This is a genomic window from Xanthobacter lutulentifluminis (assembly GCF_043194675.2).
In the GTDB taxonomy this organism is placed as follows: Bacteria; Pseudomonadota; Alphaproteobacteria; order Rhizobiales; family Xanthobacteraceae; genus Xanthobacter.
Window position 1 is genome coordinate 1,590,638 of sequence record NZ_CM195525.1, and the last position, 17,827, is coordinate 1,608,464.

Annotated in this window: 17 protein-coding genes and 1 tRNA gene; 13 read left to right on the plus strand and 5 right to left on the minus strand. The window is 70.1% G+C overall.

Translation table 11 applies throughout. The annotated features are described in order from the left end of the window. Positions 1-13 precede the first annotated feature (13 nt). The 8 genes from V5F49_RS07165 to V5F49_RS07200 are packed head-to-tail and all read left to right on the plus strand — an operon-like array spanning position 14 to position 6,050. On the plus strand, positions 14-1,120 hold the full coding sequence (locus V5F49_RS07165) for a phage portal protein (protein ID WP_394118039.1): 1,107 nt from the start codon (positions 14-16) through the stop codon (positions 1,118-1,120). Next, positions 1,120-1,623 (plus strand): HK97 family phage prohead protease, encoded by a 504-nt coding sequence (locus V5F49_RS07170; RefSeq protein WP_394118038.1) that lies wholly within the window; start codon positions 1,120-1,122, stop codon positions 1,621-1,623. The genes V5F49_RS07165 and V5F49_RS07170 overlap by 1 nt, the downstream gene beginning before the upstream one ends. 2 nt (positions 1,624-1,625) lie before the next feature. After that, a complete protein-coding gene (locus tag V5F49_RS07175) occupies positions 1,626-2,804 on the plus strand; it encodes a phage major capsid protein (RefSeq protein ID WP_394118037.1) in 1,179 nt (392 codons plus the stop codon). A gap of 12 nt (positions 2,805-2,816) precedes the next feature. Next, on the plus strand, positions 2,817-3,290 hold the full coding sequence (locus V5F49_RS07180; protein WP_394118036.1) for a hypothetical protein: 474 nt from the start codon (positions 2,817-2,819) through the stop codon (positions 3,288-3,290). 26 nt (positions 3,291-3,316) lie between these two features. Next, positions 3,317-3,703, plus strand: a complete 387-nt coding sequence (locus tag V5F49_RS07185; RefSeq protein ID WP_394118035.1) for a hypothetical protein — start codon at positions 3,317-3,319, stop codon at positions 3,701-3,703. 26 nt (positions 3,704-3,729) lie between these two features. Continuing rightward, positions 3,730-4,074, plus strand: coding sequence for an HNH endonuclease (locus V5F49_RS07190; protein ID WP_394118034.1), 345 nt, complete (start codon positions 3,730-3,732; stop codon positions 4,072-4,074). A gap of 46 nt (positions 4,075-4,120) precedes the next feature. Then, positions 4,121-4,483 (plus strand): phage terminase small subunit P27 family, encoded by a 363-nt coding sequence (locus tag V5F49_RS07195; protein ID WP_394118033.1) that lies wholly within the window; start codon positions 4,121-4,123, stop codon positions 4,481-4,483. Continuing rightward, positions 4,449-6,050 (plus strand): terminase large subunit, encoded by a 1,602-nt coding sequence (locus tag V5F49_RS07200; RefSeq protein ID WP_394118032.1) that lies wholly within the window; start codon positions 4,449-4,451, stop codon positions 6,048-6,050. Before V5F49_RS07195 ends, V5F49_RS07200 begins: the two co-directional genes overlap by 35 nt. A gap of 244 nt (positions 6,051-6,294) precedes the next feature. Here the strand turns inward: V5F49_RS07200 and V5F49_RS07205 are convergent. Beyond that, positions 6,295-6,384: transfer RNA gene (locus V5F49_RS07205), tRNA-Ser, on the minus strand. Between the two features lie 650 nt (positions 6,385-7,034). Beyond that, positions 7,035-9,356, minus strand: a complete 2,322-nt coding sequence (locus V5F49_RS07210) for a thiamine pyrophosphate-binding protein (protein ID WP_394118084.1) — start codon at positions 9,354-9,356, stop codon at positions 7,035-7,037. Between the two features lie 353 nt (positions 9,357-9,709). Between V5F49_RS07210 and V5F49_RS07215 the strand changes: the two genes are divergently transcribed. Then, positions 9,710-10,114 carry an Lrp/AsnC ligand binding domain-containing protein gene (locus tag V5F49_RS07215; protein WP_509210780.1) on the plus strand — a complete coding sequence of 135 codons (405 nt, stop codon included), beginning with the start codon at positions 9,710-9,712 and terminating at the stop codon, positions 10,112-10,114. Positions 10,115-10,173: 59 nt separating this feature from the next. Next, positions 10,174-11,112, plus strand: a complete 939-nt coding sequence (locus tag V5F49_RS07220; RefSeq protein WP_394118030.1) for a DUF72 domain-containing protein — start codon at positions 10,174-10,176, stop codon at positions 11,110-11,112. Between the two features lie 75 nt (positions 11,113-11,187). Here the strand turns inward: V5F49_RS07220 and V5F49_RS07225 are convergent, their stop codons facing one another. Further along, entirely contained in the window at positions 11,188-11,490 is a 303-nt protein-coding gene (locus tag V5F49_RS07225) for a hypothetical protein (RefSeq protein ID WP_394118029.1), read from the minus strand. 248 nt (positions 11,491-11,738) lie between these two features. Between V5F49_RS07225 and V5F49_RS07230 the strand changes: the two genes are divergently transcribed. From V5F49_RS07230 to V5F49_RS07240, 3 genes are read left to right on the plus strand one after another with little or no spacing between them, the layout of a single operon-like run. Continuing rightward, positions 11,739-12,734 carry an HlyD family secretion protein gene (locus V5F49_RS07230; protein WP_394118028.1) on the plus strand — a complete coding sequence of 332 codons (996 nt, stop codon included), beginning with the start codon at positions 11,739-11,741 and terminating at the stop codon, positions 12,732-12,734. Beyond that, positions 12,695-15,445, plus strand: a complete 2,751-nt coding sequence (gene rbbA / locus V5F49_RS07235) for a ribosome-associated ATPase/putative transporter RbbA (RefSeq protein WP_394118027.1) — start codon at positions 12,695-12,697, stop codon at positions 15,443-15,445. Before V5F49_RS07230 ends, rbbA begins: the two co-directional genes overlap by 40 nt. Before the next feature lies 1 nt (position 15,446). After that, positions 15,447-16,625, plus strand: a complete 1,179-nt coding sequence (locus tag V5F49_RS07240) for an ABC transporter permease (protein WP_394118026.1) — start codon at positions 15,447-15,449, stop codon at positions 16,623-16,625. Between the two features lie 10 nt (positions 16,626-16,635). Here V5F49_RS07240 and V5F49_RS07245 read toward each other — a convergent pair whose 3' ends face one another. Both V5F49_RS07245 and V5F49_RS07250 read right to left on the minus strand, forming a co-directional pair. Further along, positions 16,636-17,082: an RrF2 family transcriptional regulator gene (locus tag V5F49_RS07245; protein ID WP_394118025.1), complete on the minus strand. Its 447-nt coding sequence runs from the start codon at positions 17,080-17,082 to the stop codon at positions 16,636-16,638. An 83-nt stretch (positions 17,083-17,165) separates the two neighbouring features. After that, positions 17,166-17,753: a septation protein A gene (locus V5F49_RS07250; RefSeq protein ID WP_394118024.1), complete on the minus strand. Its 588-nt coding sequence runs from the start codon at positions 17,751-17,753 to the stop codon at positions 17,166-17,168. Positions 17,754-17,827: the final 74 nt, after the last annotated feature.

Below are 17,827 nucleotides of genomic sequence, written 5' to 3' on the forward strand. Positions count from 1 at the left end.
GACCGCAGCCGGCGTGAGCGTCGGCCCTGGCAGCGCCCTCACGGTGCCCGCGGTCAAGTGCGCGGTGCAGGCGATCAGCGAGGCCGTCGCCACGCTCGACGTGAAGGTCATGCGCCGGGATGGCGCCGCCGAGACAGAGGTGCCCGAGCATCCGGTGGCGGGCCTCCTGCGGGACCGCGTGAACGACTGGACGCCCGGCTTCGAGTTCATCCGCGACCTTGTGGCGGCTGCCCTCATCTACGACGCCGGCGGCCTCGCCTGGGTGAACCGCGTCGGCGGCCGGCCGGTGGAGCTGATCGCCTACACCACCGCCCACCTCACGGCACAGCGCCACGAGGATGGCTCGGGCGCCTGGCGCTACTTCCTGAACGGCCGGGAGTTGCCTACGGCGGACGTGATCCACCTGCGCTCGCCCTTCGGCCGCTCGCCGGTGTCGCTGGCGCGGGAAAGCATCGGGCTCGCCCTCACCCTCGACGCCCACGCATCGCGGTTCTTCGGCAACGGGGCCCGCCCGTCTGGAATGCTCGCGGTCAAGAGCCCGATGGGGCCCGACGCCCTTGATCGCCTGAAGCGCGGATGGCAGGCGGCCCATGGCGGAGGCGCGTCCGGCGGGACAGCGGTTTTGCCGGCGGACGTGTCTTACACCGCGCTCACCATGACCAGCGTGGACGCGCAGTTTCAGGAGATGCGGGCTTTCCAGATCCTCCAGATCGCCCGCTCCTTCCGCGTGCCGCCGCAGATGCTTTTCGATCTGGATCGCGCCACCTGGTCCAACAGCGAGCAAATGGGGCGGGAGTTCCTCACCTATACGCTCGAACCCTGGCTGCGCGCGCTTGAAGGTGCCTTGCGCCTCGCCCTGTTCAGCCCCGACGACTATGCCGCGCACCGCATCCACTTCGAGCGCGACGACCTCACCCGCGCCGACCTCGGCGCCCGGGCCACGGCCTATGCGAGCCTCATCGCCTCGCGGGTGGCAAGCCCGAACGAAGTGCGCATCTGGGAAGGCCTGCCGCCCTACGCAGGTGGCGAGGCCTTCGCCAATCCGAACACTGGCAGCAACCAGCCCGGCGCCGCGGCGCCGCAGCAGGATGGCGGCCGGCCCGCCGGCGGGGGCGCGTGATGGAACGGCTGTTCCTCGCAACCAAGATCCTCGCCGACGACGCCGGCGCCATCGAAGGCCTCGCGTGGCCCTTCGGCACGCCGGATCGTGTGGGCGACGTGATCGAGAAGGGCGCCTTTGCCTCCACCCGCGTGCCCTTGCCCATGCTCTTCGGCCACGACCCGAGCGACCCCGTGGGCGTCTGGACCGAGGCGACCGAGGCACACGATGGCCTCCGGCTCAAGGGGCGGCTGCTGGTGGACGATGTGGCCCGCGCCCGCGAGGTGCGTGCGCTGGTGAAATCCGGCGCCGCCGGCGGCCTTTCCATCGGCTTCATCACCAAGAAGGCCGAGCCCCGCAAGGGCGGCGGCCGGACCATCAAGGCCCTCGATCTGGTCGAGTGCTCCATCGTCTCCATCCCCATGCACCCCGGCGCGCGGGTGACCGCGGCGAAATCCGCCACGGCCGCCCTCGCCATCGCCGGGGCCCTTCATCGCGCCGCATCGGCAATCAGGAAGAGGTGAACATGCTTCAGGACACCGCGGCGCCCGCCGGCGCCATCGAACGCAAGGGCGATGCCGACGATCCGGCGGCCGTCGTCACCGCCGCCCTCGACAGCTTCAAGGGCGAGGTGATCGGCCGCATCGAGAAGCTGGAGGCGGGCGCCAAGCCCGACGCCCAGCCGGAGACGAAGGGCCTCGACAAGCTGGGCGAGCGCCTCGACAAGATCGAGGCCAAGCTGAACCGCCCGGCCGGTGGCGAGCGCAAGGATGAGCCCAGCGCCGAGCGCAAGGCCTTCGGCACCTACCTGCGCCACGGCGACCGCACGCCGGCCGACGAACTGAAGACGCTGGTGGTGTCCTCCGATCCGCAGGGCGGCTATCTCGCCCCGCCGGAACTGAGCACCGAGTTCATCCGCGACCTGGTGGAGTTCTCGCCGATCCGCTCCCTCGCCACTGTGCGCACCACCGGCTCGCCCTCGGTGCTCTATCCCAAGCGCACCGGCATCACCAACGCGAAGTGGAAGGGTGAGGCACAGGCCTCCGAGGCATCGGAGCCGAGCTTCGGACAGACGGAAATCGTCATCCGCGAGGTGAACACCTACGTGGATGTGTCCAACCAGCTTCTCGCGGACAGCGCGGGGCAGGCGGAAGCCGAGGTGCGGCTCGCGCTGGCGGAGGACTTTGGCCAGAAGGAAGGGCTCGCCTTCGTGTCGGGTGGCGGCGTGCTGGAGCCCACGGGCCTCCTGACGGATGCCGGCATCGCATCGACGGTCACGGCCTCCGCCTCGGCGATCTCCGCCGACGAGTTCCTGACACTAATGTACGCCATGCCCGCCGCGTACCGCCAGCGCGGAACGTGGCTCATGAACGGCACCACGCTCGCGGCCTGCCGCAAGCTGAAGGACGGGCAAGGGCAGTATCTCTGGCAGCCGGCGGTGCAGGCAGGCCAGCCGGAAACCCTGTTCGGCCGCCCTGTCCTTGAGGCGGTGGACATGCCGAACATCGCAGCCGGCGCCACGCCGATCATCTTCGGCGACTTCGCCACCGGATACCGGATCGTGGACCGCCTCGCGCTTTCGATCCTGGTCAATCCCTACATCCGCGCCACGGACGGCGTGACCCGCATTCACGCCACCCGCCGCGTCGGCGGTGGCGTCGTGCAGCCCAAGGCGCTGCGCAAGCTCAAGATGGCAGCGAGCTGAGGAGAGACGGCCATGCGCGATCCCAAAACCGGCTTCGCAGTGGTGCAGGTGCTCGCGCCGGCCTTCTACTCGGGTGACGACATTGTGTCCGGGAGCTTCTTTGGCCCCGACACGATCCGGCGCATTCCCGGCCCGGCCTTCGACCTCGCCGGCTTCAACAGCGCGGCGCTGATCGTGAATGTCGGCGCCAGCAATGGCGGCTCTCCCCCTGTCGTGACCACGAGCAGCTTCGGGCTCGGCATCCAGCTCCAGCAGGAAGCCTATCCCGGCACGGGTATTTGGGAGGACAGCCCCGAGCTGCAAACCGCCCCCGGCCGTCAGACATGGTACGGGCTGATGTTTCTTCAGCCCGGCGCCGAGCACACCTTTCATGCCTCCCTGAGGCAAAGGAAATACAGGCTCGTTGCTGGGGTTCGGCCTGGCTATCTGGTGGCAGCCTCTGCCCTGTTGCTGAAGGGCCATCCAACTCAGCGGCCGTCTTTCTGATTTGCACAGGACTGGAGAACGACGACATGCGCGATCTTGTGAGCAATATTTCCCCTGTGCAGGCGGTGGCGCCGGCGGTGCTTTCCGCGACGGCGACCAGCGCGGCCCTGGACCTTCTCGGCTTCGACAGCGCCGTGATGGTGGTGAGCACCGGGACCATCGTCGGATCCGGCAACTTCACGGCGAAGGTGCAGGAGAGCGACACGACCACCTCGGGCGATTTCACCGACGTTGCGGCGGGAGACCTGCGCGGCGGCTTTCCCGCAAGCCTCGCCGAGAATGCCGTGGCGCGCGTCGGCTACATCGGCCGCAAACGCTATGTGCGCCTCGTCATCACCAAGAACAGCGGCACCTCCATCGCGGCAGGGGCGATGCTGGTGAAGGGATCCGCCGCGCCGCGGCCCATTTCCTGATCGAGGGCGCCGCCGGGAGTTGAAAGATGCCTGTCCGCGCGCCCCGCATCTGCGGTTGCGGCCTGAAGGTCGCCTCCGGCGAGTACTGCCCCTGCGAGCGCAGGAGGAAGGCGGCCGCCGATGCGCGCCGGCCTTCGGCGCGGGAGCGCGGATATTCCTCGAAGTGGGACGCCGAGCGCGCAGCCTATCTGAAGACCCACCCCGAATGCGTACGGTGCCCGCGCCCAGCGACGGTGGTGGACCACATCCAGCCCCATCGCGGCGACCACCGGCTGTTCTGGGACCGAAGCAACTGGCAGGCGCTTTGCCGCCCCTGCCACGACAGGTGGAAACAGAGCGTGGAGCGTCGTGCCTCTGCGCAGGAGAGATGAGATGCGCGGCCGTCGTCCTGAAGCAATCGTGCCCGGAACCTCGCCCGTGGCGAGCGTCCCTGAGGCGCCCGGCTGGTTTTCCGACGATGCGCGGGCGGAGTGGGAGCGCGTCGCCCCCATCCTCATCACCGAGCGCAAGACCTTGACGGTGGCCGACCTCGCGACCTTCGCTCACTACTGCACGGCGGTGGGGCAGGTGGCGGAGGCGTCGCGGATCATCGCGGACGAAGGCATGACCTTCCAGACCGAGGGCGGACCGAAGAAACACCCTGCCGTCTCCATCCGCTCGGACGGCCTGACGCAGGCACGGCAATTGGCCGGCGAGCTCGGGCTCACGCCGGTGAGCCGCAGCCGGCCGGCCATGAGGAACGACGATGGCGACGACGACGCATCCGACCTGGCTCTTTGACGGCTCGCCGATCCCGGATCCGTTCGGCCACGGCGAGCGGGCCGTGCGGTTCCTGCGCGCGCTCCGGCATCCCAAGAGCACCGCGCCGGGGAGGGCCTTCCAGCTTGACCCCTGGCAGGAGCGCGTCGTGCGCCGCATCTATGGACCGCGCCACGCCGACGGCACCCGCATCGTGAAGACGGTTGTCCTTCTGTTGCCACGCGGCAACCGGAAGACCTCGCTTTCCGCGGCGCTGGCGCTCCTGCATACCCTCGGGCCCGAGCGCATCCCTGGCGGCGAAGTCATCAACGCCGCGGCGGATCGGAAACAGGCCCGCCTTGGCTATGCCGAGGCCCTGGGCATCATTCGCACCGACAAGCGCCTTGGCGCGGTCACCTCCATGCAGGACTACCGCAACCGCATCACCTCGAAGAAGCACGGCGCGTTCTATGAGGCCATCAGCTGCGATGCCGGCACCCAGCACGGGCGCACGCCGGTGTTCGTGCTGGCGGATGAGCTGCACGCCTGGAAAAAGCGGGACCTGTGGGACGTGCTCCGCTCGGGCCTCGTGAAGACACCCGGCTCGCTGCTGGTGGTCGCCACCACCGCCGGCCGGGGGCAGGAGAACATCGCCCACGACATCGTGGAAGATGCCCGCAAGGTGGCCCGCGGCGAGGTGGTGGACCCCTCCATTCTGCCCATCCTCTTCGAGGCAGGGAAAGATGAGGACTGGCGCGACGAGGCGGTGTGGCGCCGCGTCAACCCCGGCCTCGCCCACGGCTATCCCGACATCGAAGGCCTGCGCCAGCTCGCGCGCGAGGGCGAACGCCGGCCGGGCGACCGGGAGGCCTTCCGCCAGCTCAACCTGAACATCTGGCTTGACCACTCCGCCGATCCGTTCGTGGACATGGACGTCTACGACGAAGGCGCCGGGCCGGTGGACCTTGACGCCCTCGCGGGCCGCCCGTGCTGGCTGGGCGTGGACCTGTCCAGCACCACGGATCTGACCTGTGTCGTGGCCGCATGGCGGGATGGCGAAGACGGCTACATCGTCCACCCAGGGTTCTTCTGTCCGGCCGACAACCTGCGCGCTCGCGCCGAGCGGGACGGAGTGCCTTACCCGCAATGGGCAGATGATGGCTTCATCATCGCCACGCCCGGCAACGTGGTGGACTTCCGCGCCGTGGAAGACACGATCCGCGACCTGTGCTCCCGCTTCGACGTGCGCGAAATCGCGTTCGATCCGCATCTCGCCCGCAACATGCTGAACAACCTGCTCGAGGAAGGCTTACCCGCCACCGAGATGCGGCAGGGGTGGGTGACCATGGCGCCGGCGGTGAAGGAGCTGGAACGGGCCATTGTCGGCCGGGCCTTCACCCACGGCGGGCATCCGGTGCTGCGGTGGAACTTCGAGAACATCGCGGTCCAGACGGACAGCGCCGGCAACCGCGCGTTCCACAAGGGCAAGAGCCGCGACCGGATCGACGGGGCGGTGGCCTGCGCCATGGCCGTGGCACGGGCGGCAGCCGGGGCCACAACGTCGATCTACGATTGCGATGACTGGTCGCCCGAAATGATGGTGCTCTAGCCGCCGGCGGCCCCGCTGCGGTGGCTTCAGCTCGGGACCGGCCGCGCACAGGCACCACGCTGTTGCGTCCCGAGCGTTCGCAATCGCGGGCCCTTGCCGCCGCGCACTCCGGCGTGGATCCCGCATAGGCTGCCACCGCCGCACTCGAAGCCGGCACACCGGCGCGATGTTGACTTGGTGCTGACTTGAGCCTTTAGGGGCCCCGCAATCCGCGGCCGCCCATCAGTGCTAAGTCATTGAAAACTGGCGGAGAGGGAGGGATTCGAACCCCCGATACGGTTGCCCGTATGCCGCATTTCGAGTGCGGTGCATTCAACCACTCTGCCACCTCTCCGCGAGGCCGGACGGCGCGGGGCGCCGGGCGTGGTTTTGCGCTTCTAGCGGAGGTTGGCGCGGACCACAAGCGGGCGCGCGCATGGGGAGCGCACATGGGGCGCGTCCGCGTGTGGAAAGAACCGCGGCCGGAGCCCTTGCCGCCCGACCGGCCGCCCCGACCTGCCGGCGCGACCTGCCGCGCCCCGACTTGCCGCCCCGACCAGCCACCCCGACCAGCCGGCGCGACCTGCCGCCCCGACTTGCCGCCCCGAACTGCCGGCCCGAAAAGCTCGCCCCCGACAGCCTCTCCCCCACATCGCCTGGACCTGTCCGCCTCAGGCCGGCGACCCTCGAAAGCCTCCCCCACAGACCGGCGCCGCTGACGCGTTCACCGGGACGACACGGGCGCCGCAGCGCGGGCGGGCGGATCTCCGGCTTCTCGCGCCACGGCCCGCCAGCCCCGCACGTCGGCATCGGGCTTTGCCCCGGCGTCGTGATCCGCTCGCGCAGGCCGCATCGAGCGCGCGCTCCCCCGCGCACCGAACAGAGATGGTGACGCCGCCGGGGGAAACGCCCCTGCGGTTTCGGGCGCCTCCACCTCACGACCATGCCCCCGCCAGCCCCGCACGCCGGCGACGGGCTTCGCAGCGGCGTCCTCGTCCCCCCGGCTCACACGGCCCGCAGATGGCGCAGCGGGCGGCCGGGGGAGATGGCCTGGGCGGCCGCGACGATGGCGGCGGTGCCGATGCCGTAATAGGCATAGAGATCCTGCAGCGTGCCGGTCTGGCCGAAATGCTCCACGCCCAGCGCCCGCACCCGGTGGCCCGCCACCGAGCCGAGCCAGCCGAGCGTCGCCGGATGGCCGTCGAGCACCGTCACGAGGCCGCAATGCCGCGGCAGCGGCTCCAAAAGCCGCTCCACATGGCTGCGGGCGGCATGGTGCCCGCGCTCGCGGGCGCGGCTGGCGGCGGTCCAGCCGGCGTTGAGCCGGTCGGCGGAGGTGACGGCGAGGAGGCCCACGTCGCGCCGGTCCTCGGCGATGAGGGCCACCGCGTCGATGGCCTCCGGCGTCAGCGCGCCCTGCACCGCCACCACCACCTCGCAATTGGGCCCCGGCTCGCGCAGCCAGTAGGCGCCATCCACCATGGCCCGCTTCTGCTCGGCCGAGAGGGTGCGGCGCGGCTGCTCCAGCGCGCGGGTGGAGAGGCGGAAGTAGACCGAGCCGCCGGTCTCGTCGCGCAGCCAGCTGCGCTCGTCCGGGGCGCCCTCCCCGTCCCGCTGCACGTAGTCGAGGGCGAATTCCAGCAGCACCGCCAGCTCATCGGCGAAGGCGGGCTCGAAGGCGGCGAGGCCGTCCTGCGCCATGCCGATCAGCGGGGTGGCGATGGACTGGTGGGCGCCGCCCTCGGGCGCCAGCGTGATGCCGGAGGGCGTCGCCACCAGGATGAAGCGGGCGTCCTGGTAGCAGGCATAGTTGAGCGCATCGAGCCCGCGGCAGATGAACGGGTCGTAGAGCGTGCCGATGGGCACGAGGCGGGCGCCGAACAGGGAATGACTGAGCCCGAACGCCGACAGGGTGAGGAACAGGTTCATCTCGGCGATGCCGAGCTCCACATGCTGGCCCTTGGGCGAGAACTCCCAGGCGAAGGTGGAGGGAATGCGCTCGCGCCGGAACACGTCGGCCAGCGCCTCATGGGCGAACAGGCCGCGCCGGTTCACCCACGGGCCGAGATTGGTGGAGACCGTCACGTCCGGCGAGGTGGTGACGATGCGGGCGGCCAGATCGCTCTCGCCCCGCGCCAGATCCTGCAGGATGAGGCCGAAGGCGGCCTGCGTCGCGATCACCGGATTGGGCGGCGGCGCCAGCGCCGGCACGGCGAGGGCCGGCGCCTCGTAGCGGCGCGGGCCGCCCTGGGCGAACGGCACGCGGGCGAGGAAGGCGGAAAGCTCGGAAGCCGGACGGGCGAGGCCCTCGAACGGCTCCCACTCCCGCCCGACGCCGACGTTCATGGCGGCGCGCAGCGCTTCCATCTGGGCGGGGGTCATGAGGCCGGCGTGATTGTCCTTGTGACCGGCCAGCGGCAGGCCGAAGCCCTTCACCGTATAGCAAAGGAAGGCGACCGGCCGGTCGTGGTCGATGGCGTCGAAGGCGGCGATCAGCGCGCCGATGTCATGGCCGCCGAGATTGGTCATGAGCGCGGCGAGCTCGGCGTCGGAGCGCCGCGCGATGAGGGCGGAGACGTCGCCCTGGTCGCCGAGGTCGTCCATCAGCCGCTTGCGCCAGGCCGCGCCGCCCTGGAAGGTGAGGGCGGAATATTCGGCATTGGGGCAGGTGTCGATCCAGTGGCGCAGCGCCTGCCCGCCCGGCTCCGCGAAGGCGGCCTGCTGCAGCCGGCCATGCTTCAGCACCACCACCTGCCAGCCCATGGCCTCGAAGATGCCGGTGAAGCGCTCGTACAGGCCCTCGCGCACCACGCCGTCGAGGCTCTGGCGGTTGTAGTCGATGATCCACCAGGTGTTGCGCACCTCGTGCTTCCAGCCCTCCAGCAGCGCCTCGAAGACGTTGCCCTCGTCGAGCTCGGCATCGCCCACCAGCGCGATCATCCGGCCTTCCGGCCGGTCGCCGGCGAGGCCGTGGGCGTGGACGTAGTCCTGCGCGAGGCTGGCGAACAGGGTCTGCGCCACGCCGAGGCCCACCGAGCCGGTGGAGAAGTCCACGTCGTCGGCATCCTTGGTGCGCGAGGGATAGGACTGGGCGCCGCCGAAGCCGCGGAAATTCTCCAGACGCTCGCGGCCCTGCCGGCCCAGCAGATACTGGATGGCGTGGAACACCGGGCTCGCATGGGGCTTCACCGCCACCCGGTCCTGCGGGCGCAGCACGTGGAAATAGAGCGCCGTCATGATGGCGGCGAGGGAGGCGCAGGACGCCTGGTGGCCGCCCACCTTCAGCCCATCGGTGCTCGGGCGCACGTGGTTGGCGTTGTGGATCATCCAGCTGGCCAGCCACAGCACCTTGCGTTCCAGCTCGGCGAGGATGGCGAGATCCTGCGCGTCCGGCGGGCGGCGGGCGCCGGCGGAAGCGGGGGACGCGGCGGGGGCACGGGGCGCTTTGGGCAGGGAGCTGGACACGGGAGCCATCCTTGGGATGCGATCGCGGCCGGCGCCGAGGCACCGACCGAAAGCACGCAGTGTAGCGCGAGCGCGCCGGCGGGTTCGCTCAAATCTGCCTTAACGGGCAGCCATTTCCGCCATATCCTGCTACAGGAGACCTGATCTGGAGCAGCTTCGTGCGCCTCGACGCCATCGACCGGAAGATCCTTGCCGCCCTGCAGGGCGACGGGCGCATGAGCATCGCCGATCTTGCCACCGCCGTCGGCCTCTCCCCCTCCCCCTGCCTGCGCCGGGTGCGGGCGCTGGAGGAGAGCGGCCTCATCGCCCGCTATGTGGCGGTGCTGGACCAGCGCATGGCGGGACTGCCCATCAGCGTGTTCGTCTCCATCAAGCTGGAGCGGCAGAAGGAAGAGGCGCTAGACACCTTCGCCACCGCCATCCGCACCTGGCCGGAGGTGCTGGAATGCTATCTGATGACCGGGCCGCGCGATTACCTTTTACGGGTGGTCGCGGCCGATCTCGACGCCTATGAGCGCTTCCTGAAGCAGAAGCTGACGCGGCTGGAGGGGATCGCTTCCATCGAAAGCTCGTTCTCCCTCGAGCAGGTGAAATATTCCCACGTGCTGCCGCTGCCCTGAGGCAGGACTGCCCGAAGCACAAGCGGGCACACGTGCCCCGAGGCACAAGGAGGAAGGCCATGACCGTGCGCATCGGCATCGGCGGATGGACGTTCGAGCCCTGGCGGGGCGTGTTCTACCCCGATGGCCTGCCCCACGCCCGCGAGCTGGAGCACGCCGGCCGCCACCTGAAGACCATCGAGATCAACGGCACCTTCTACCGCACGCCGAGCGCCAAATCCTGCGCCGACTGGGCGCGGCAGGTGCCGGACGGCTTCGTGTTCGCGCTGAAGGCCACGCGCTATGTCACCAACCGCCGGGTGCTGGCGGAGGCGGGCGAGAGCATCGGCAAGTTCATCGCCAGCGGCATCGTGGAGATGGGCGACCGGCTGGGCCCCATCAACTGGCAGTTCGCCGCCACCAAGGCGTTCGATCCGGACGATTTCGGCGCCTTCCTCGCGCTGCTGCCGGAGCAGCATGAGGGCGTGCGGCTGCGGCACGCGGTGGAGGTGCGCCATCCTTCCTTCGTCACGGCGGAGTTCGTCGCGCTGGCGCGCCGGCATTCCGTCGCCATCGTGTTCGCCGACCACGCGGCCTATCCCGCGATCGCCGACCTGACGGCCGATTTCACCTATGCCCGCCTCCAGCAGGCGCGTGAGGACGTGGAAACCGGCTATGACGGCGGGGAGCTGGACCGCTGGGCCACCGCAGCGCGCGACTGGGCCGGCGGCCGCGTGCCGGAGGGGTTGACGATCGCCGAGGCGCGGGGGGCCGGCCACGACGTCGGCACGCCCGCCGGGAAGATCGCGAAAGGCAAGACGAAGGCGGGGGCCGAACCCGGTGCCGAGGACAAGCCGGTCGCGGAAGCCAAGACCGGGGCCCAAGCAGGCGCCAAGGCCCCCAAGACGGTCCGGCCCGCCCCCGCCTCCCGCGAGGTGTTCATCTATCTGATCAACGGCGCGAAGGTGCGCGCGCCCGCCGGGGCCATGGCCCTGCAGGCGCGCATCGACGCGGGCTGACAACCCACGCCGCCGGCCGCCCGACGGCTGGCGTCCCGCCCTCCACCGCTCCGGCCCCGGCTCTGGCCCCGGTCCTCAGGCGACCCGGTGGCCGGTCATGGTGGAGGAGCCGAGGAAGCCGGCCTTGATCTTGCCGGTGATGGTGTCGCCCTCGATGGTGGCGCGGCCTTCCAGCGTCAGCTTCATGGGGACGGTGAGCTGCATGGTCCAGGTGATCTCGTCGCCCGCGATCCGGCCGTTCTCGAGCACGAAGGTGGCCATCTCGCTCTCCGAGCTGCCGGTGAAGGTGTCGCCCTCCGAGACGATGGTCATGCGCGCCCGCTGCTCGCCGATGGGCGTCTGCGTCACCACTTCCCAGATGCCGTCCACCTTGGCCATGTCGTGCTCCCCGCGCTCGCTCTCTCGTTCCCGCGCGTCAGCCGCGCGGTTCGTGTCCGCCTGTAATATGGGCGCAGGCCGGAAGACAAGCCGGAACCGCCCCCGACCGTTGACGTCGATCAACGCCCCCTGTCACGGTAGCGACGTATCGTATAGTCAGAACAGAACCGTTCCCGATGCCCCGCGGGAGTGACATGCCATCGGCCGTCACCGCGTGGGCGTCCTGCCCTGCGGAAAAGGTGCCGTCCATGAAGCGCACGCTGCTCGTCATCGCCATCATCGCCGCGCTCGCGGCCGCGGGCGGCGCCGGCGCCTGGTTTCTCGCCTCCCGAAGCCGCACCCTGCCGCCGGGCTTCGCCTCCGGCAACGGCCGCATCGAGGCGACGCAGGTGGATGTCGCCACCAAGGCCCCCGGCCGCGTCCTGGACGTGCTGGTCGAGGAGGGCGATTTCGTGCGCGCCGGGCAGGTGGTCGCCCACATGGACGTGGAGGAGACCGCCGCCGCCTTGCGCACCGCCGAGGCGCAGGCGAGCCAGGCCCGCCAGTCGCGCGACACCGCCAGCCACGTGGTGGAGCAGCGCAAGGGCGAGCTGGACCTCGCCACCAAGGAGCTGGAGCGCCAGGAGACGCTGGTGGCCAAGGGCTTCGCCACCGAGCAGAAGGTGGACCAGTATCGCACCACCAAGCTTACCGCCGCCGCCGCTCTCGCCGCTGCCCAGTCGAGCCTCGCCGCCAGCGAATCCGCCATCCGCGCCGCCGACGCCGAGGTGGACCGCCTGACCCGCCTGGTGGCGGACGGCACCCTCGTCTCGCCCAAGGCCGGGCGCGTCATCTACCGCCTCGCCGAGCCGGGCGAGGTGCTGGGCGCCGGCGGCAAGGTGCTGACGCTGATCGACCTCTCCGACGTCTACATGACCATCTTCCTGCCCGCCTCCGATGCCGGCGCGCTGGCGCTGGGCGCCGAGGCGCGGCTGATGCTGGAGCCCCTGCCCGACCGCGCCGTGCCCGCCGCCGTCTCCTTCGTCTCGGCGCGCGGCCAGTTCACGCCCAAGCAGGTGGAGACCCAGAGCGAGCGCGACCGCATGATGTTCCGGGTGAAGCTGCGCGTCGCCCGGCCGCTGGTGGAGAAGTATCTGGACCACGTGAAGACCGGCGTCACCGGCATCGGCTACGTGCGGCTTGATCCCAAGGCGCAATGGCCGGCATGGCTCGAGTCCGACCTCGTGCGCGAGGCCGGGCAGTGACCGAGCCGGCAGCCGCCCTCCGGCTCGCCGGCATCCGGCACGGCTATGGCGCGACGGTGGCGGTGGACGGGCTGGATCTCACCGTGGCCGAAGGATCGGCGGTGGCGCTGGTGGGGCCGGACGGGGTGGGCAAGTCCACCCTGCTCGGGCTGATCGCCGGGGCCAAGCGCATCCAGCATGGCACGGTGGAGGTGCTGGGCGCGGATTTTGCCGACCGCGCCGCGCGCACCCGCACCCAGCCGCGCATCGCCTTCATGCCGCAGGGGCTGGGGCGCAACCTCTATCCGAACCTCACGGTGGCGGAGAACATCGCCTTCTTCGCCCGGCTGTTCGGCGAGGATGCCGCCGCCAAGGGCGCGCGGGTGGCGCCGCTGCTGGCCGCCACCGGGCTCGCCCCCTTCGCCGACCGGCTGATGCGCAAGCTCTCCGGCGGCATGAAGCAGAAGCTGGGCCTGTGCTGCGCCCTCGTGCACGACCCGGACCTGCTGCTGCTGGACGAGCCCACCACCGGCGTCGATCCGCTTTCCCGCCGCCAGTTCTGGGACTTCGTGGAGACCATCCGCGCCGACCGGCCGCGCCTCACCCTGCTGGTGGCCACCGCCGACATGGAGGAGGCCGCGCGCTTCGGCCGGGTGGTGATGATGGATACCGGCCGTATCCTCGCCGATGGCGCGCCGGCGGAGTTGCTCGCCCGCACCGGCCAGCCGAGCCTGGAGCGGGCCTTCATCTCGCTGCTGCCGGAGGGACGACGCGGCGCGGCCGATGGCGCGGTGACGGTGACGGCGCTCGATCCCGCCGCGCCCATCGCCATCGAATCGCGCGGGCTGACGCGGCGGTTCGGGGATTTCGTGGCGGTGGACCATGTGAGCTTCGAGATCCGCCGCGGCGAGATCTTCGGCTTCCTCGGCTCCAACGGCTGCGGCAAGTCCACCACCATGAAGATGCTGACCGGCCTTCTGCCCGCCTCCTCCGGCGAGGCGCTGTTGTTCGGCGTGCCGGTGGACCCGACCGACATCGAGACCCGGCGGCGCGTGGGCTACATGAGCCAGGCCTTCTCGCTCTACGGCGAGCTGACCGTGCGCCAGAACCTGGAGCTGCACGCCCGCCTCTTCACCCTGCCGGAGGAGGCGGCGCGCGCCCGCATCGCCGATCTCGTGTCCGCCTTCGACCTCGCCGGCGAGCTCGACGCCCTCGCCGACGGCCTGCCGCTCGGCGTGCGCCAGCGCCTGTCGCTGGCGGTGGCGGTGCTGCACGAGCCGGAGGTGCTGATCCTCGACGAGCCCACCTCGGGCGTCGACCCGGTGGCACGCGACAATTTCTGGGACCACCTCCAGCGCCTGTCCCGCGAGGAGGGCGTGACCATCTTCGTCTCCACCCATTTCATGGGCGAGGCGGAGCGCTGCGACCGCATCTCCTTCATGCACGCGGGCAAGGTGATCGCCACCGGCACCCCCGCCGCGCTCAAGGCAGAGCAGAAGGCGGCGACGCTGGAGGAGGCCTTCATCGCCTTCATGGAGATGGGCGGGCGCGAGGCGACCACCGAGGCCCGCCTGCCCCCTGCCGCCGAGCGCCCCGCGGCCAGGCCCGCCGCCTTCTCGCCACGCCGCCTCGGCGCCTATGCCTGGCGCGAGGCGCTGGAGCTGAGGCGCGATCCGGTGCGCCTCGCCTTCGCGCTCCTGGGCACGGCGCTGCTGATGGTCATCTTCGGCTACGGCATCACCCTCGATGTGGACAAGCTGCGGTTCGCCGTGCTCGACCGCGACCAGACCACCGAGAGCCGCGCCTATGTGGACGGCTTTGCCCACTCGCCCTATTTCCGCGTCCAGCCGCCGCTCGCCGATCCCGCCGACCTCGACCGGCGGCTGAAATCCAACGCCATCGCCTTCGCCATCGAGCTGCCGCCCGGCTTCGGCGCGGACCTGCGCTCCGGGCGGCCCACCGAGGTGCTGGTGACCATCGATGGCGCCATGCCGTTCCGCGCCGAGACCATCCAGGGCTATGTGCAGGCGGTGCACGCCCTGTTCCTGTCCGACGCGCTCCAGGCGGCCGGGCAGAGCTACACGCCGCTGGCGAGCCTGGAGATGCGCTATCGCTACAACCAGTCGTTCCGCAGCGTGGATGCCATGGTGCCGGCGGTGATCGCGCTGATGCTGGTGTTCATCCCCGCCATCCTCACCGCGCTCGGGGTGGTGACGGAGAAGGAGCTGGGCTCCATCACCAACCTGTACGTCACCCCCGTCACCAAGCTGGAATTCCTGCTGGGCAAGCAGTTGCCCTATGTGGCGGTGGCCTTCTTCAATTTCCTGGTGATGGTGCTGATGGCGCTGTTCCTGTTCGGTGTGCCGCTGAAGGGATCGTTCGCCGGGCTGGCGCTGGGCGCCTTCGTCTATGTGCTGGCGAGCACCGCCATCGGGCTCGTGTCCTCCACCCTCACCCATACCCAGGTGGCGGCCCTGTTCGGCACCGCCATCGGCACCATGATGCCGGCGAGCCAGTTCTCCGGCCTGCTCCAGCCGGTGGCGACGCTGGAAGGCGGGGCGTGGGTGATGGGCACGCTGTTCCCCACCACCTATTTCATGCGCATCAGCGTCGGCGCCTTCACCAAGGGCCTCGGCTTCACCGAGCTTCTGCCCTTCATCGCGGCCACGGCGGCGTTCTGGCCGGCGCTGCTGGCCCTCGCCTATCTCATCCTGCGCAAGCAGGAGGCGTGAGATGACGGCACCCGCCCCCCGCCCTCCCCACTCCTCGCCGCGGCCCGCCCGCTGGCGTGCCAGCCTCGGCAACGTGGCCGAGCTGGTGAAGAAGGAGCTCATCAGCCTGTGGCGCGACCGGGCGCTGCTGGTGCTGGTGCTCTATGCCTTCACCGCCGCCATCGTGCTGCAGGCGAAGGGCATGAAGCACGACCTCAACCGCGCCACCATCGCGGTGGTGGACGAGGACAACTCCGCCCTCTCCAACGCCATCCTCGACGCCTTCCTGCCGCCGCGCTTCCAGAAGCCGGTGCCGCTGCGCCCCGACGAGGTGGACCGCGCCATGGACGCGGCGCGCTTCACCTTCGTCATCGACTTCCCGCCCGATTTCCAGGCCGACGTGCTGGCCGGGCGCAATCCCTCGGCGCAGCTGCTCATCGACGCCACCGCGCTGATGCAGGCCGGGCTGGGCGCCACCGACATCTCCGGCATCTTCCAGGATGAGGTGGCGCGCTTCGTGCAGCGTCATGCGGAAGGCACGGTGACGCCGGTGCAGCTGCAGATCCGCGCCGCCTTCAACCAGGGGCTGGAATCCTCCTGGTTCACCGGCACCATGGGCCTCATCACCAACATCACCATGCTCTCGGTGCTGCTGGCCGGCGCCGCGCTGATCCGCGAGCGGGAGCACGGCACGCTGGAGCATCTGCTGGTGCTGCCGGTGCGGCCCTCGCAGATCATGCTGGCGAAGATCATCGCCAACGGCGCCGTGATCCTCGTGGGGACGGCGCTGGCCGTGCTCGTGGTGCTGAAATGGTGGCTTGGCACCGGCATCGCCGGCTCGGTGCCGCTGTTCCTCGCCGGGGTGGCGCTCTATCTGTTCTTCACCGCCTCGCTGGGCATCTTCCTCGGCACCCTGTCGGGCTCCATGCCGCAGTTTGGTCTGCTGTTCTTCCTGGTGGTGCTGCCCATGAACATGCTGTCCGGCGGCTTCACCCCGCTGGAGAGCATGCCGGAATGGCTGCAGACGGTGATGCAGGCCTCTCCGTCCACCCAGTTCGTCGCCTTCGCGCAGGCGATCCTCTATCGCGGCGCGGGCTTCGAGACGGTGTGGCCGCGCTTTGCCGCCACCCTGGGCATGGGGGTGCTGTTCTTCGGCTTCGCGCTGAGGCGCTTCCGCGTCTTCCTCGCCGCCCAGCAATAGGGCGTGCGGCTCAGATGTAGTCCACGAAGGAGGACAGCGCCTCGCGCGAGAGGTCGCGCATCTGGGCGAGGGTGTAGGTGTCCAGCACCGTGCCCATGGCGTCGCGCACCCGCACCATGAGGATGCGCACCTCGCAGGTGGCGATGTCGCAGTCCTCGCACGCCTCGTAGGCGTTGCGGCTGGCGCACGGGAAGGGCGCGAGCGGGCCGTCCAGCGCGCGGATCATCTCGCCGACGACGATGTCCTCCGGCGCCTTGGCGAGGCGGTAGCCCCCGAGCTTGCCCTTCTTGGACGACAGGAAGCCGGCATTGCGCAGCTCGCCCAGAATGACGTCGAGGAACTTCTTGGGGATGTTGTTGGCCTCGGCGATGTCCGCCACCTGGGTCGAAGCGCCCGGCGGCAGGCGCGCCAGGTGGACTGCGGCCTTGAGACCGTACTTTCCTTTTTTCGTCAGCATGCTCCGCCCTCTTTCGGGCTTATGCGGACAGCGCGGCCCGCCGTCAACCGGCTTTGCGCCGAAACCCGCGCCCCATCGGCCGCTCAGGCCCCGTCCTGGCCGTCCTTCAGCTCGTACCGCGCCATCAGCGGCGCCTGCGCCATGGCGAAGGCGAAGGTGAGCGGGAGGTATCCGAATGTCTTGAACGCCACCCACGTATCGGTGGAGACCGAGCGCCAGACGATCTCGTTGAGCACCGCCATGACCAGGAAGAACACGCCCCAGCGGATGGTGAGCTGCCGCCAGCCCTCGTCCGTCAGCTTCACCATGCCGTCGAACACATACGGCAGCAGCGGCTTGCGGAACACCAGCCCGCCCAGCAGCAGGATGCCGAACAGGGCGTTCACCATGGTGGGCTTCAATTTGATGAAATGGTCGTCCTGCAGCCACAGGGTGAGGCCGCCGAACACCATCACCACCACGGCGGAGACCAGCGGCATCACCGCGATGCGCCGCGCCAGCACCCACATGGCCGCGAGCGCGGCAAGGGTGGCGACCATGAACACGCCCGTCGCCACATAGATGCCGCCATAGCCGTTGGCGGCGAAGAACAGGACCAGCGGACCGAGCTCAAGGCCGATCTTCAGCCACGGGCTCATCCTGGGGGCGGCGGGGGCAGCGGGTTGGGTCATGGGAGGGCCGGTGGGAGAAGCACGGGCCGGGCGCGTGCCCGGCTGGCGCCCATGTGGCCCTTGTGGGCCGGACA